Below are 15,062 nucleotides of genomic sequence, written 5' to 3' on the forward strand. Positions count from 1 at the left end.
CGGACAGCGCGAGCACATGCCGCCTTACGGGTGAATGCTCGGCTTCCCCTTTTCCGCCACACGAACTCTCGCGTTACAGTCATCGTACTAATGTTCGATAACCGGGAGGGGTGCGAGCACACCAGTGGGACAAGGCACGATCGGAGGACGCCATGGAGGGCTACGCCCACCTGCACGTCGCCTCCGGTTATTCACCCCGGTACGGCGCCTCGTCCCCGGCCGCCCTCGTCGAAGCCGCCGCCGAGCGCGGCATGCAGGTCCTCGCGCTGACTGACCGGGACACCGTCACCGGATTCGTCCGCTTCGCCAAGGCCTGCGAACAACATGGCGTCCGGCCCGTCCTCGGTGTCGACATGGCCGTCGCCCCCCTGACCGAAGAGCGCGAGAAGCGCCGCCGCACCCCGGTGCGCGGCGGTGCCCACGTCCGCGAACCGCAGTTGCGCGTCCAACTCCTCGCGCACAGCCGCGACGGCTGGACGCGGCTGTGCCGCCTGCTGTCCGCCGCGCACGCCGCGCCGACCGACGGCTACCCCGTGGCGACCTGGGACCTGCTGCGCGCGCATGCCGGCGACGGTCTGACCGCCCTGCTCGGTCCCGCATCCGAACCCGCCCGTGCCCTGTCGGCCGGCCGCCCGGACCTCGCCCAGCAGCTGCTTCACCCCTGGCGTGACGTTTTCGGCCCCGGCCTGCGGCTGGCCGCCGTCTGGCACGGCCTGAACGGGACCGGGCCGGGCTCGCTGCGGCTGGCCGCCCGCACCGTCGGCCTCGCTGACGAGTCCGGCATCCCGGCCGTCCTCACCAACGCCGTCAGATACGCGAGCCCCAAGCAGCACCGGATCGCCGACGTCCTCGACGCCGCCCGCCTGCTCCGCCCCATCGACCGGCGCCGCCTGGACTCCGGGCAGCGCTGGCTCAAGGACCCCCTGCAGATGGCCGCGGCCGCCGACCACATCGCGCTCGCCGCCGGCGCGGACCCCCGGCGCGCCCGCCAGCTGCTCGCCGACACGGCCGCCGTCGCGCAGCAGTGTGCCCTGGACCCGCGTGCCGACCTCGGCCTGGGCCGCCCGCACCTGCCCGAGCCGCACGTCGTGGGCGCCGCCGACGCCGCGGACGCCGCCCGGCTCCTGCGCGAGCGCTGCGAGGCCGGCCTGATCCGCCGCGGCCTCCACCACTCCAAGGAGGCGCGTGCGCGTCTGGACGAGGAGCTGGAGATCATCGGCCGGCTCCAGTACGACACGTACCACCTCACCGTGGCGCAAGTCGTCGACGACGTACGGGAGCTGGGCATCCGGGTCGCGGCCCGCGGTTCCGGCGCCGGCTCCATGACCAACCACGTACTCGGCATCGCCGCGGCCAATCCGCTCGACCACAACCTCGTCTTCGCCCGCTATCTCTCGATGCGCCGGACCGACCTGCCCGACATCGACCTCGACGTCGAAGCGGACCGCCGACTCGAGGTCTACGACAAGATCTTCGCGAGATACGGCACCGACCGCGTCGGCGTCACCGCCATGCCCGAGACCTACCGGGCCCGGCACGCACTGCGCGACACCGGACTCGCCCTGGGCATCGCCCCCGGCGAGGTCGACCGCATCGCCAAGGCATTCCCGCACATCCGCGCGCGCGGCATCCGCGCTGCCCTCGCCGAACTGCCCGAGCTCAAGCCCCTCGCCGCCCAGGCGCACCGCTACGGGCCGCTGTTCGAGCTCGCCGAAGAACTCGACGCCTTGCCGCGCGGCATCGCCATGCATCCCTGCGGCGTCGTGATCTCCGACGCCACGCTGCGCACCCGCCTGCCCGTACAGCCCACGCCGGGGGGCAACTACGACATGTTGATGGCGGACAAGAAGGACGTCGAGGATCTCGGCTTGATCAAGCTCGATGTGCTCGGGGTGCGAATGCAGTCCGCCATGGCCCACGCTGTCGCCGAGATCAAGCGCGCCACCGGCCAGGACCTCGACCTCGACGAGGTCCCGCTGGACGATTACTTCGCCTTCAAGCTCATCCAGGACGCCCGCACCATCGGCGTCTTCCAGCTGGAGAGCCCCGGGCAAATGGACCTTTTGTCTCGTTTGCAGCCGCGCGACGTCCAGGACGTCATTGCCGACATCAGCCTTTTCCGCCCCGGCCCGGTCGCCGGCGGCATGCCCGCCGAGTACATCGCCGCCCGCCACGGCGAGCCGCCGGCCTACCCGCACCCCGACCTGGAACCGGTCCTCGCCGACACCCACGGCGTCCTGATCTGGCACGAACAGATCATCAAGATCGTGGCGCTCATGTGCGGCTGCGACGACGCGCTCGCCGAGCTCGCCCGCCGGGCCCTCGGCGACGCCGACCGGCTGCCGCGGGTGGGGGAGTGGTTCCGCCGCCAGGCCCTGGCCCGCGGCTACGGCGAACGCGTGGTGACACAGGTCTGGGAGAAGCTCAAAGCCTTCGGCGCGTACGGATTCGCCCGCGCGCACGCTGTCGCCTTCGCCGTACCCGCCCTGCAATCCGCCTACTTGAAGGCGCACTTCCCGGCCGCGCTGTATGCCGGAGTCCTCCAGCACGACCCGGGCATGTGGCCCAAACGCATCGTCGTCGCCGACGCCCGACGCCACGGCATCCAGGTACGTAACGTCGACATCAACCACTCCGCCGCCGCCCACCGCATCGAACCCGCCGACGACGGCACTTTCGCAGTGCGCCTCTCCCTCGCCGAGGTCCGCGGCATCACCGACGAGCAGATCCAGCGCATCGTCGACAACCAGCCCTACGCGAGCGTGCAGGACCTGTGGCAGCGCGCCCGCCCCGCCCGCCCGGTCGCCGAGAACCTGGTCAACATCGGGGCCCTGGACACCCTGCGCGGCACCGCCAGCCGCCGCGACCTGCTACTGCAGATCGCCGAACTCCACCGCCAGACCCGCCACCGCCCACTCGACGACGGCCAGCTCCCCCTCGACCACGGCGCCCCGCTGACCGCCGCACCGTCCGGCCTGCCCGAAATGACCTCCCGCCAACGTCTCGCCGCCGAACTCGACGTCCTCGGCATCGACGTCTCCGCCCACCTCATGGAGCACCACCACCAACTCCTACGCGAACTCGCCGTCACCAGCGCCCGCCGCCTGCCCACCCTCCGCCCCGGCCAGCCGGTCCTCGTCGCCGGCGTCCGAGGCGCCACGCAAACGCCCCCGATCGCCAGCGGAAAGCGCGTGATCTTCGCGTCCCTCGACGACGGCAGCGGCATGACCGACATCGCCTTCTTCGACTCCGCCCACGATGCGGTCGCCCACACCGTCTTCCACAGCTCGCTCCTCCTGGTCCGCGGCAAGGTCCAGCGGCGCGGCCAGCGCGCCACCGTGGTCGGCGAGCGAGCCTGGGACCTCGAAGCCCTGGCCGCCGCCCGCCGCGACCATGGCCCCGAAGCGGTCCATCAACTCCTCGGCGAACCGGCCCCGTCTTCGGCCCCCGCTCCTCCGGCCCGAGTCCTCCAGCTGCCCAACGGCGCGCAACTCCAGGCATGGGCCGACCTGGTGCCCGCGGGCGAGCGCACCGCGAACCTCAAGGCCTACGCCAGCCCCGGATCGGCCGGGTGAACACCATGCCTCCGCCCTACGTCCTGCGCGTCCACGCCCACCTGCCCCCCAACACCGACGTCGACCTCTACCCTCAGCTCCTCGACCTCCTGGAGACCATCACCCCCACCGTCCAGGCCCTGCAGCCCGACGCCGCCGACATCGAGATCGGCAGCGCCCTGCGCTTCTTCGACCGCACCGCTCACGGACTCGCCCAGCTCGTCCGGCTGCGGACCCTGGCCCTCCTCGGCCTCAACGTGACCATCGGAGGCGGCAGATCCCGCATGATCGCGGCCATGGCCGCAGACGCCACCGCCCCCGGAGCCCTCACCTGCATCGACCCCACCGACCCCGCTACCCACGCCTTCCTCCGCCCCCGTCCGATCGCCGCCCTGTACGGCGCGGGCCCCACCACCGCGGCGACCTTCATCCGCTACGGCATCACCACCATCGGCCAGCTCGCCGACACCCCGCTCCTGACCGTGCAGAAGATCCTCGGCACAGCCACCGGCCGCCTCCTGCACGAGCGCGCCCACGGCATCGACCCGCGCCCCGTACTGCGCCTGCAGCCCGAACAGTCCTGCTCCGCCGGCATCGACTTCCCCCACGACGAACTCGACCCCGACCACCACCGCCAAGCCGTCCGGCACCTTGCCGAACAGCTCGGCTTCCGCATGCGCGGCGAAGACCAGGTCACCCGGCGCCTCGCGCTGACCGTCCGCTACGCCGACCACAGCAGCACTCACCGCACCCGCACCCTGCCCGAAGCCACCAACCACACCGTGCAGCTCGCCCGCACGGCCTACGACCTCTACGCCACCCTCGCCCTCCAACGAGCCCGGGTACGCGGCTTCGCACTCCGCGCCGAAGCCCTCGGCCCCGCCGACGGCGCCCACCACCAACTCACCTTCGACCCTGCCGACCACAAGGCCCGCCTGCTCGAAGCCGCCGCCGACCAGGCACGCAACCGATTCGGCTCCACCGCCGTACGCTCCGCCGCCCTCGCGCCGCCGCCGGCCGCGCGCCGCCGCGATGTCAGACCCCCGGCCTAGGCTGATCTGATCGCACGCGCGCACCACAACCGGAGAGGCGGAAGCAGTGGGCCCCGAACAGGTACAGGAACTGGGCACCGAGATCCTGGCCAAGGGCCCCGACATCACGTCCTTGGAGCGCTGGACGGAGACCGGGCGCCCGAGCGGCCTCGTGATCACCTTCAGCAGCGGCGCCCGCTTGTGGACCGGGGTCACCACCGCAGGCGCCACCGCCTCCGAGCCCTCCGCGGCCGCATCCGCCGTGCCGCCACTGCCCGCGCTCTTCGACAACGCCGGGAAGATCACGGCAGCCCGCGCCGAGCAGTACCTGGCGGCAGTCTTCATGGCCGCACACGCCCCGGAGATCACCAGCGCGTACGGATACTCCTCGTCCTCCTCGGCGCGCCATCCCGGCGTCGGCCTCTACCTGGCCGGCGGCGCTCGCGCGTTCCTGCCGTTCGTCTACACCGCTGCCCCCGGCAAGAGGCCGGCAGCGCGGGCGTTCACCATCGACGCCGCATTCTGACCAGTCACGACGTAATCAGGACGTACTTTGCAAAGTGCGCGCCACCGCCGCCGCGGTGTCAGCGTGCCGTCGTACGGTGAACCCCGTGATTCTTGACTTCCACCGGCAGAAGGGCGGCGCGCCGCTCCTCGGCGCGAGCGCTCCCGGCGAGATCGGCCCTTTCGGGGAGTACGGCGACAGCCCCGGACCTGACGAGCTCGAAGCCGCCTCAGCCGGCGCCTCAACCCAGGAGGCCGACCAGATCGCGCGATGACAGCGCGATATGGCGACGCGCGCCCGGAGGTAGGCGAGTGTGAAACCGGCCGCAGGCGGGAAACGCAGTGCACTATGCAAAGTGAGACGCGCGATATCGAATACCTGTACGCATCTGTGAGTGTCAGCAGATACGGTCGATACGTGTAGATCATCAAGGGGAGGGCGCCATGGAGGCTGTCACCACAACGAGCCGCAGCGGGCGCCCACCGGGCATCCGGACCGGTGACGACGGACTGACCGATCGCCAGCGGCGCATCCGGAACTTCATCGCAGAGTCGACCGAGGCCAGGGGATACCCGCCGTCGATGCGCGAGATCGGCCAGGCGGTGGGGCTGTCGAGTACCTCGTCCGTCGCCCACCAGCTGACCGCCATGGAACGCAAGGGCGCCTTGCGGCGAGACCCGCACCGCCCCCGGGCCTACGTCGTTGCCAGGACCGCAACGTCCTCGACCGACGCTTCGACGATCGGACCCTTCCCTGACGTCGTGCACGCGCCGCTGGTCGGCCGCATTGCCGCTGGCGCGCCGATCACCGCAGAGCAGCACGTGGACGACGTGTTCGCCCTGCCCCGCCGGATCGTCGGCGACGGTGACCTCTTCATCCTCACCGTGTCCGGCAACTCCATGATCGACGCACAGATCACCGACGGCGACCAGGTCGTCGTTCGCTCGCAGCCCGACGCCAACAACGGCGACATCGTCGCCGCGATGATCGACGGGGAAGCCACGGTGAAGCGGTTCAAGCGAAACGGCGCCGAGGTCTGGCTGATACCGGAGAATAAGGACTACCAGCCGATCTGTGGCCGTGAGGCCACCATCCTCGGCAAGGTCACCGCTGTCATGCGGCGCCTGTAGCGCCCGGCACAGCGGACCAACCTCCGGGGCGGGAGGACAAGACCGTGACGGTCCCGCCCCGGAGGCTGGTGTTTCGGCCGGCTCACTTGTACGCCCGGGCGCTCTACCGTCGGATGACCCTGATTCGGGACGGTGGCCGCCACGGGGGTGACAGCGGCACAGGCACGGCGTTCACTGAGGCCATGGGTTACAGCGCTAGCCCCATAAAACGCCCGCGACGCACGAAGACCCAGGTCGAGGCGCTGCGTGCCGACCTGTACGCCATCGCCGAGGCCGCTCGGCCCTGCAGCGCGCGGCACATCTACTACCTGGGCATCGGGCGCCTGTGGGACAAGGATGCCGGCCGGTCCCGCCGGAACTACTCCGTGGTCGTCCGCGAGCTCGGGCGCATGCGAGAGACCGGCGCGATCCCATGGGAGTGGATTACAGATGGAACTCGCCTGGTCCGCCAGGACGAGCAGTTCGACAGTGTCGAGGACGCCCTCGCGCACGCCATGGAGACGTACCGGCGCAACCTCTGGACCTCACAGAGCCGACGCGTCGAAGTCTGGTGTGAGAGCGACTCGGTCGCCGGCGTCCTGCTGCCGATCACCTCGGCCTGGGGCGTCGGCCTCTACTCATGTCGGGGGCAGTCCTCCAAGACGTACGTCCACGAAGCGGTCGTCGACTACCTGCGAGAGCCGAAGCCTCTGACCGTGTGCTTCGTCGGCGACTGGGACCCGAGCGGCCGCTCTGTTCCCCGGTCGGTCGTCGAACGCATGGAGCGCTACGGGAACGGTCAGCTCGACCTCGCCTTCCGGCAGATCGCCGTCACCGCCGACGATGTCCGCTCCGGCCAGTTCACCAGCCACTACGTGAACACTGCAGACGTCAACTTCAGGCGGTACGAGCACGAATGCCGCGCCGAAGGAATCGACCCCATGGGCGCGGTCGAGGTCGAGGCGCTCAGCCCCGGCCTGCTGCGCCGCAGGCTCAGCGACGCGATCGAGGCCCTGATCGACGACGTCACCGCGTGGAACCAGCTCTCCCGAGCCGAGCAGACTGAGCGCGAACTCCTGCAGAACCTGCACGCACGCGTGAGCGAAGCCCTGCGCCACGAGTCCGGAGACTCGCCGACAACATGATCACCGGCACTGCGTAGCCCGCAGGAATCCGTGATGGGCAGGTCCTCGCCGAGCCCGCCGAGACCCTCGAGACGCACACGTACATGCACCGTTTCGCCCGCAACTGGAACTGCGAGCAGCGCTGAACGGCGCACACGCTGCCCCCGATCCGACCCACACGGAAACCGAATACATTCGACTGGTGGACGTGGAAGCCACGGCGCGAATTCTGAGAGGTCCCGGACCTGATTGCGCGTGACCCGCGGCCCATCAGGTCTCAGAGTTCTAATTGTCGCCGTGCGCTGCACGACACCCCCCGCAACGTGCCTGAATTCTCCCTGTTCAGGAAGAACATCCAGCAGGTATAAGCACCTCCGCTCCCTCCCTCAAGGCGTCGCCCAAGGGGTCGGAAATCGCCGGAACTTATCCACAGGGCACTCCTTCTAGCTTTCTGGGCGTGTGCTTTCCGCCGCGCAGGTGGGACGTCGTGACTCGTCCTGCTTGCGTATTCGGACGGCGCATTCGGAAATGCAGCCCACTGCTCAGGAGACGACGAATGCAGACCAAGTCCATAGGCCGAGCGGGCATCGCGGTCGCCACGATCGCCATGGGAGCCGCGGCCACCCTGGCGGCCGCGCCGGCCGCACTGGCGAGCTCCCCCGCGCAGGCGCCGACCACCCTCGCCGCGAAGAACACGTGCCCCACCTGGTCGGTGACCGGCAAGGCCGTCAACTTCCGCAGCGGACCGGGCACCGGGTACGCGTCGAAGGGACTGCTCTACCGCTGGTCCGACTCGGGCACGAAGCTCTCCAGCAGCGGCTCCTGGATCAAGCTCAAGCTCGACCACAAGTCCAAGACCGGTATCAAGACGGGCACCATCGGCTGGGTCCACAAGAACTACCTCGAGCAGTGCGTCTACATGCAGCTCGACTGACCCGCCCCACCCCGGCGCACGGCCCCGAGCCGACGCGACCGTGAACTCCCGGCCGGGCACTACCCCCTGCCCGGCCGGGACCGGCCGAGGACCGCCCTTCACGCCCCCGAAGCGGCGCTCGTCCCGCCCCGTCCTCCGAGTGAGCGGGACCGTCCCGGCCCACCAGGGGGTGCCGCCACCCGCGCCGGCGGCACCCCCGCCCCTTCTTCTCTGCACGGCGCAGCCCATCAGCGCCGCAACCCCAGCTGGAGTTTGTGTGTCCACCACTGCCGTGCCGGTCGGCCGCCCCGACCAGGCCGGGAACGGAACCACACGCCGATGGCCGGCGGCGATCTGGACGCTGATGGTCGGAACCTTCCTCGTCCGGGGCCTCGGATTCACGTATCCGTTCCTGCCGTACCACCTCAACGACCTGCACCTGTCCACCCGCACCGTCAGCACCATCCTGGCCGTCTTCGGCGCCGGCTGGCTGCTGGGTTCCATACTGTGCGGCTGGCTCGCCGACCGGATCGGCCACCGCGCCACCCTCATCACCGCCATGCTGCTCGCCACGGCCGCCCTGCCCCTGCTCGCCCAGGCCCAGGCCGTCCCCGCGCTGTTCGCCGCGAGCTTCACCGCCGGCATCGTCTACGACGCCTCCCGCCCGGTCTTCACCGCGGCGATCGCCGACACCTTTCCCGAGGACGGGGTACGCGCCTCCGTCAACGCGTGGCGTCACTTCGCTGTCAACGTCGGCGCTGCCGTCGCCGGAACCGCCGGCGGCATGCTCGCCGGCCCGATCGGCATCTCGGCCCTGATCTGGATCAACGCCGCTGCATGCGCACTCTTCGCCCTCCTCGTGTGGCGCTTCCTGCCCCCCGCCGACCATCAACCCCACCCCCACGGCGGCGAAGTCCGATCAGGCAACTACCGTGCCGCGATGGGCGACCGGGGCCTGTGGGTGCTGCTCCTGGCCAGCCTCTGCGCCCTCACCTGCGCCGCGAGCCTCTTCTCCTCCATGCCGATGCTCATGGCCGAAGATGGACTCGCCGCCGCGGACTACGGCTGGACCCAGACCGCGAACGCCGGAGCGGTCCTGCTGCTCTCCCCGCTCCTCAACCGTTGGCTCAGCCGCCAGGCCGACGGCCCCAAGCCGATGACCGGCCTGTTCGCCGCGAGCTCCATCGTCCTGGGCGCCAGCATGGGCGCCGCCGGATTCGCCTCCACCACCCTCGGCTACTCCGCCACCGCCGCCCTCGCCGTCCCCGGCGAGATCGTCGTGTTCGTCGCCGCGTCCGACCTCCTCAACCGGCTCTCGCCACCACACGCCCGAGGCCTGTACGCGGGGATCTGGGGCACGACGCTGGCCGGCGCCGTCATCATCGCCCCCGCGCTCGCCGGATGGGCCATCACGCACGGCGGCGGCCAACTGGCCGCGATCACCACCTTCACCGTCGGCCTCCTCGGCGCCGCCCTGTCCTGGCCCCTCGCCGCGTTCGTCCGCCGCACCCAACCCGAACCCACCCACGACTGACCGGGAGCAACCGCATGTCCCACCACCAGCCCGTGCTGCTCGTCCTGGGCGCCGGCGATCGCGCCTACCGCTCCTTTCTCCTGCAGGAGTTCGCCGCTCGACACCATCTCGTTCTCCTCGACAACCGGCCGCCCGCATGGACCCGGCCCTACGTCACCGACGCGGTCCACGTCGACCTGCACGATCACCAAGCGGTCAGCCGCGTGATCACGGAGATCGCCCTGCGGCAGCCGATCTCCGGGGTCACCACCTACCTCGAGCATCACGTCGAGCTCGCGGCCCAGCTGGCCAAGGGACTCGGTCTGCCCGGCGCGGACCCGGAGGCCGTCGCGGCGTGCCGCGACAAGGCCCGCACTCGCCAACTCCTCGCCGAGCACGGCGTGCCCTCAGCCCGCTCCGTCCTCGTCGACGACGCCGAGGAGGCGGCCGCCGCCGCCGACGCCATCGGCTACCCCGTCGTCGTCAAACCCCGCGGCCTGGGCGGCAGCGCCGGCGTCCGCCGCGCCGACTACCGCCAGCACGTCACCGCCTACTACGAGGAGGCCGCCGCCGCGACTCTGATCGGCCTGGAGGACAGCGCCGTCCCCGGAGTCCTCGTCGAGGAGTACCTCCGCGGGCCCGAAATCAGCGTCGAGTGCCTGGTACGCAGCCGCGGCGACGTGCACCTGGCGGCCGTCACCCGTAAACGGCTCGGCACCGAACCGGCCTTCCTGGAGACCGGCCACTTCGTCGACGCCTCCGACCCGCTCCTCGACGACCCGGCCCTCCATCACGTCGTCACCGAAGCGATCAAGGCCGTCGGGTTCACCGCCGGCATCCTCCACGTCGAGGTACGCCTCACCAGCCAGGGCCCGCGCATCATCGAGCTCAACGCACGCCTCGGGGGCGACCTCATACCCCGCCTCGTCCACCTCGCGACCGGCGTTTCCCTCCCGCAGGCCCAGGCCGCACTGGCCACCGGAGACACCCCGGAGCTGACCGCCTCCGTACGGCAGAGCGCGGCCGTCGAGTTCCACTACCCGACCGCCACCGGCCCCGTGCAGACGGCTCACGCCGACGCGCTCAGCGCCGACTGGCTCGAACGCCTGGTCTGGACACACGACCGGGGTGACCTCGTGAACGCCGCCCCGCACAGCACCATCAACGACCGCGTCGCCCACGCCGTGGTCAGCGGCCCCACCCCCGACGCCTGCCAGACCCGGCTCGACCACGTCCGCAATCACCTCACCGTCCACATCGCATCCCCCATCCGCACCACCGCCTGCGTGCGCTGACCCGACACCGACCCCGCACAAGGACCAGGAGCCGCTGACATGCCCCGCGCCCAGGCCGCCACAGCCCCCCGGCGCCTTCGCTCCGCACCCGCCGACCGGAGGCCGACAACGTGGTGACCCTGCCGTTCACCCGGACCAAGGCCGCCGCTGCGTCCGAAGAGGCCGCGTCCCCCGAGGACCCGACCACCCACGTGGCCCGCCTGCGCCGCATGGGACAGGGCATCGCGCTCCCGATCGCCGCGATGCCCGCCGCCGGACTCCTGCTACGCCTGGGACAAGACGACCTTCTCGGGCGCTACGAGCACCTGCACACCGCAGCCGCGGTCATCTCCGGAGCGGGCGCGGCCGTCCTCGACTACCTCCCGGCGCTGTTCGCCGTCGGCATCGCCCTGGGCCTGAACCGCACCAAGGACGTCGCGGGCCCGGTCCTGGCCTGCCTCATCTCCTACCTGGTCCTGGCCAAGGTGGTCCTCGTCCTCAACCCGCTGCCCGCCGATCAGCTCGACGCCCCGCCGGCGCGGTGGCCCTACGGCGCTCTGGCGGGCATCGTCGGTGCTCTGCTCGCCCTGGCGATCTGGAAACGAGTCACCACCGGCCGCCGCCGCGTGCCTCCGTTCGCCGCGTACGGGATCGTCGCCGTCGCCGCCATCGCCGCCGGATCCCTGCTCGGGCTCGCCTACCCCGCAGTCGAGCGGGTGCTCACCGCAGCTGCGGCCGCCGTGTCGGACAACGCGGTCCTCGGCGGAGGCATCTTCGGGTTCCTCAACCGAATCCTGGGACCCATCGGCCTCCACCAACCCCTCAACGCCGTCGTCTGGTACCTGACCGGCGACTGCGGAGACGGCATCAAGGGCGATGTGCCCTGCTTCATCCAGCAACACGACCCGGACGCCGGCGTGTTCATGGGCGGCTTCTTCCCCGTCTACATGGCCGGCCTACCGGCCGCCGCCCTGGCCATGTGGCGCAGCGCCCTCCCCGAACATCGCCGCCGCGTCGGCGCCCTGCTGCTGCCGGCCGCCGCGATCTGCTGCCTCGCCGGCGTCACCGAACCGATCGAGCTGACCTTCGCATTCGTGGCCTTCCCGCTCTACATCGTGCACGCCGTACTCACCGGGCTCAGCCTCGCGATCGTCAATCTCCTCGACATCCACTCGGGCTTCGTCTTCAGCGCCGGCGCGATCGACTACGTCCTCAACTACTCGATCTCGCAACGCCCGTTGCTGCTGCTGCCACTCGCCCTCGCCTACGGCGCCCTCTATTACGCGATCTTCCGCTTCGCCATCACCCGCTTCGACCTGCGCACCCCCGGCCGCACCCCAGCACCACCCGACGACACACACACCGAAACCCCGTCCGGACTCCGCCCCTGACCCGTCCACCGCACAACCCCGTCATCCCGAACTGGAGGCAACCACCATGAACACCGCCCGCCACCTGCCGCCCGCCGCGCTCGCCTGCACCGCCAGGAGCGAGGAGTTGACCCAGCCTGAAGTACAGGCCGCGTGCTACGGGTTCGGCGCGATCTATCCGATCGTTGTCCTCGACCCGGTCCACCGGTGGTTCCGGCCCGCCGTTCCGGGCCTGCCCGAGCAGCAGGCCGACACGAGCCACGGCATGCTCGTCCTGCGCTGGACCGGCCCCCCGAGCGAGCAGGCCCAGGCGCCGGCGCTCCTCGAGGCCGCAGCCGCCCGAGCGCCCGCCGCCCCGCCCGACCACGCCGAGCTCCAGGCCTACCGGGCGTCGCTGCCGCCCGGCCTCCACCTGATTGACCTGCCCGCCCGGCACGTCATCGGACCGTGGTCACAAAGGCCCGGCGCCACCCGGCCCCACCCGCCGCGCCGCGCCGCGTAGAGACCGCCGCACGAACATCACCGCCCCCTTCCCACCCGTACGGAGAAGTCCTTGAGCCACAACGACCAGCCAGCCGTTGCCGTGATCACCCCGACCGGCCTGAGCCCGAGCCGCCTTCCCTTCCTGGTCGAGCTCTACGACAGCCTCTGCGCCCAGGAGGACGTGACCTGGGAATGGATCGTGGCGCCCAACGGTCCCGATGCCGACCCCGGCCTCATCCCTCGGGCGATCACCAGGGATCCGCGGGTCAGACTCTGCGCACGGCCCGACCCTGGCCCGGCGCCCGCACGCAACACGGCCTTGAACTACGTCCGCGCCCCCCGATGTGCCTTCGCGGACGATGACGACCGGATTCCGCCCCGGGGGTTGGCGGTGCGAAACGAACGCGCCCTTGCGACCGGTCTGCGCTGGGTAGCGGGGTGGTCTGCCGACTGGGATCCCGAGGTGGGGAGCCTGTCCACGTGGATGTGCCCGACCCCCGTCGGGCGGCACGCGGCCGGCGACGTCTGGACGCACTGGCCGGACCCGCAGGCCAGCAAGCCGCCGCTGGGTCATTGCATGCTCCTGACCGACACACGTCTCGCGCAGGCGGTCGGGCACGGCGGCCTTCACAAGGGAGAGGACTACTCGTACGTGATGGGCGTCGTTGCGCGGTCGGCCGGGGAACTACTTCCCGAGGTCGTGTATCACCGAAGGGTTCACGCTGGTCAGTGGACGGCTGAGGACGACTACAGGAACCAGGCCGAGTTTGACGCTCGAACGCACGCTTGGCTCAAGGGGCGCGCGGAGCGCGAGCTGCAGACTGAGTCCGCGTGGCAGCGGGTCGCCTGACCGGCGGCCCGGCGGCACTTCGGAGCGAGAGCGGAGGGTGGTGGGCTACCGGCCTGCCCGGCGGTCGAGCTGATCCGATCCGTCGTGGTCCACCACCAGGACGCGGGTCCCCTGGGCGGCGAAGTGAAGGGCGAGCATCTGGGAGAGCGTTCCAGGTGCGCCGGGCTGGTCCCTCTTCGGTTCGCCGCCCTTGGTGATCCCGAAGAAGAGGGGCATGTGCCTGCGGGCGGGAGCGGCCGTCGCGGGTGTGGTGCCTGCCCTCTGCTCTTCAGACATGCGCAGTCTCCAGATTCGGATTTCAGGGAGGAGTTCGAGCTGTGCGGCTGGAGTCACTGTGTCATGCAGAGGGTGGCGGCGACCGCCGGTCGGCACAACAGAGGCGACGGCAGCGAGCCGGCCCTATCCGTACGTCGGTCGGCGTCCGCGGTGCAGTGCTCCGAGAATGGTGACGCCGAACTTCGTGCGTAGCCGCCGCAGTTCCCACGCCGAGAGCAGGGTGACGGACAGCGGTGGCCCGACCAGGAAGAGCAGCTGGACTGTTTGCGGCGCCGCCACGGGTGATCCGTCTGCGAGCTGGAATCCGAACATCACCCAGACCAGCAGGGGCGAGAGCAGCGGCGGGAGGACCTCGTGGACGTCGCCGGTTCGGAAGACGTAGTGGACACACAGGAACGCGGATGCGAGGCCGAAGGGGACGGCGAAGAGCACCACCGCCAGGGCGACGAGCAGGAAGACGATCTGGAAGGCTCCGAACTGCGGCGCGAGGCGGGCTCCTCCGCTGTTCTGCAGCAGGAGAAAGAGGACGAGCACGGACGCGAACAGCGCGCCGAAGCCCGTCATCGGTGCGGATAGCCGGCGTGCGTACACCGCGCGGCCCGGGGCCCGCGCCGCGGCCACGAAGAGCACGAGCGTCAGGGGTCCGACGATGACCAGCACGCCGGTGCTGATGAGGATCTCGGCGAGCTTGTCCTTCGCGAAGGAGGACATCGACTCCTGCATCGGGTACGCGTAGATCATCCATATTGTCGCCGCGATCCCGATGACCGTCCGGGCCAGCTGGGCAGACTCGATCGCCCCGTCGGTGAGCCGGCCGGGCCGTGACGGGCGGAAGACGCGCGCTGCCAGGGCGAAGGGCAGCATGAAGAATCCCGGGCGCGCTCTCCTGGGTGCGTGCTGCGTCGTGTACGTCATAGGAACTCCCGTGGGGTCGTGCCGGGCTGGGCCGACGGGTGAGTGCTGCTGCAGGGTGCGGTGCGGTCGAACATGGTCAGTCGTCCGAGGGGCAAGGAGGCTTCCATCTCTCGATCGACGCTAATAAGTTGACTGAGTGGCGCAT

14 protein-coding genes are annotated in these 15,062 nt (G+C 70.6%); 12 read left to right on the plus strand and 2 right to left on the minus strand.

Annotated elements, in window-relative coordinates:
* The first annotated feature begins 152 nt into the window (after positions 1 to 152).
* From J8M51_RS44010 to J8M51_RS44065, 12 genes are all read left to right on the plus strand, one after another.
* Entirely contained in the window at positions 153 to 3,575 is a 3,423-nt protein-coding gene (locus J8M51_RS44010) for a DNA polymerase III subunit alpha (protein ID WP_267300057.1), read from the plus strand.
* 5 nt (positions 3,576 to 3,580) lie between these two features.
* On the plus strand, positions 3,581 to 4,606 hold the full coding sequence (locus J8M51_RS44015; RefSeq protein WP_060880489.1) for a DNA polymerase Y family protein: 1,026 nt from the start codon (positions 3,581 to 3,583) through the stop codon (positions 4,604 to 4,606).
* Positions 4,607 to 4,652: 46 nt separating this feature from the next.
* Positions 4,653 to 5,111, plus strand: a complete 459-nt coding sequence (locus J8M51_RS44020) for a hypothetical protein (protein ID WP_060880485.1) — start codon at positions 4,653 to 4,655, stop codon at positions 5,109 to 5,111.
* Positions 5,112 to 5,196: 85 nt separating this feature from the next.
* Entirely contained in the window at positions 5,197 to 5,364 is a 168-nt protein-coding gene (locus J8M51_RS44025; RefSeq protein ID WP_159057287.1) for a hypothetical protein, read from the plus strand.
* Between the two features lie 169 nt (positions 5,365 to 5,533).
* Positions 5,534 to 6,220, plus strand: a complete 687-nt coding sequence (lexA, locus tag J8M51_RS44030) for a transcriptional repressor LexA (protein ID WP_060880484.1) — start codon at positions 5,534 to 5,536, stop codon at positions 6,218 to 6,220.
* A 182-nt stretch (positions 6,221 to 6,402) separates the two neighbouring features.
* Complete coding sequence (locus J8M51_RS44035; RefSeq protein ID WP_086801704.1) at positions 6,403 to 7,344, plus strand: hypothetical protein; 942 nt, start codon at positions 6,403 to 6,405, stop codon at positions 7,342 to 7,344.
* A gap of 535 nt (positions 7,345 to 7,879) precedes the next feature.
* Positions 7,880 to 8,257 (plus strand): SH3 domain-containing protein, encoded by a 378-nt coding sequence (locus J8M51_RS44040; protein WP_086756306.1) that lies wholly within the window; start codon positions 7,880 to 7,882, stop codon positions 8,255 to 8,257.
* 256 nt (positions 8,258 to 8,513) lie between these two features.
* Complete coding sequence (locus tag J8M51_RS44045; RefSeq protein WP_237277131.1) at positions 8,514 to 9,770, plus strand: MFS transporter; 1,257 nt, start codon at positions 8,514 to 8,516, stop codon at positions 9,768 to 9,770.
* Positions 9,771 to 9,784: 14 nt separating this feature from the next.
* On the plus strand, positions 9,785 to 11,044 hold the full coding sequence (locus J8M51_RS44050; RefSeq protein WP_060880477.1) for an ATP-grasp domain-containing protein: 1,260 nt from the start codon (positions 9,785 to 9,787) through the stop codon (positions 11,042 to 11,044).
* Between the two features lie 110 nt (positions 11,045 to 11,154).
* Entirely contained in the window at positions 11,155 to 12,414 is a 1,260-nt protein-coding gene (locus tag J8M51_RS44055) for a PTS transporter subunit EIIC (protein WP_060880476.1), read from the plus strand.
* 46 nt (positions 12,415 to 12,460) lie between these two features.
* Positions 12,461 to 12,895: a hypothetical protein gene (locus J8M51_RS44060; RefSeq protein WP_086756303.1), complete on the plus strand. Its 435-nt coding sequence runs from the start codon at positions 12,461 to 12,463 to the stop codon at positions 12,893 to 12,895.
* Positions 12,896 to 12,946: 51 nt separating this feature from the next.
* The gene (locus J8M51_RS44065) at positions 12,947 to 13,726 is read left to right on the plus strand and encodes a glycosyltransferase family 2 protein (protein ID WP_060880500.1); all 780 of its coding nucleotides are present in this window, start codon (positions 12,947 to 12,949) and stop codon (positions 13,724 to 13,726) included.
* 45 nt (positions 13,727 to 13,771) lie between these two features.
* Here J8M51_RS44065 and J8M51_RS44070 read toward each other — a convergent pair whose 3' ends face one another.
* On the minus strand, positions 13,772 to 14,002 hold the full coding sequence (locus tag J8M51_RS44070) for a P-loop NTPase family protein (protein ID WP_060880499.1): 231 nt from the start codon (positions 14,000 to 14,002) through the stop codon (positions 13,772 to 13,774).
* Positions 14,003 to 14,125: 123 nt separating this feature from the next.
* Positions 14,126 to 14,917, minus strand: coding sequence for a hypothetical protein (locus J8M51_RS44075; RefSeq protein WP_129260318.1), 792 nt, complete (start codon positions 14,915 to 14,917; stop codon positions 14,126 to 14,128).
* Between the last annotated feature and the right edge of the window lie 145 nt (positions 14,918 to 15,062).

It is taken from the genome of Streptomyces griseiscabiei (assembly GCF_020010925.1).
Taxonomy (GTDB): Bacteria; Actinomycetota; Actinomycetes; order Streptomycetales; family Streptomycetaceae; genus Streptomyces; species Streptomyces griseiscabiei.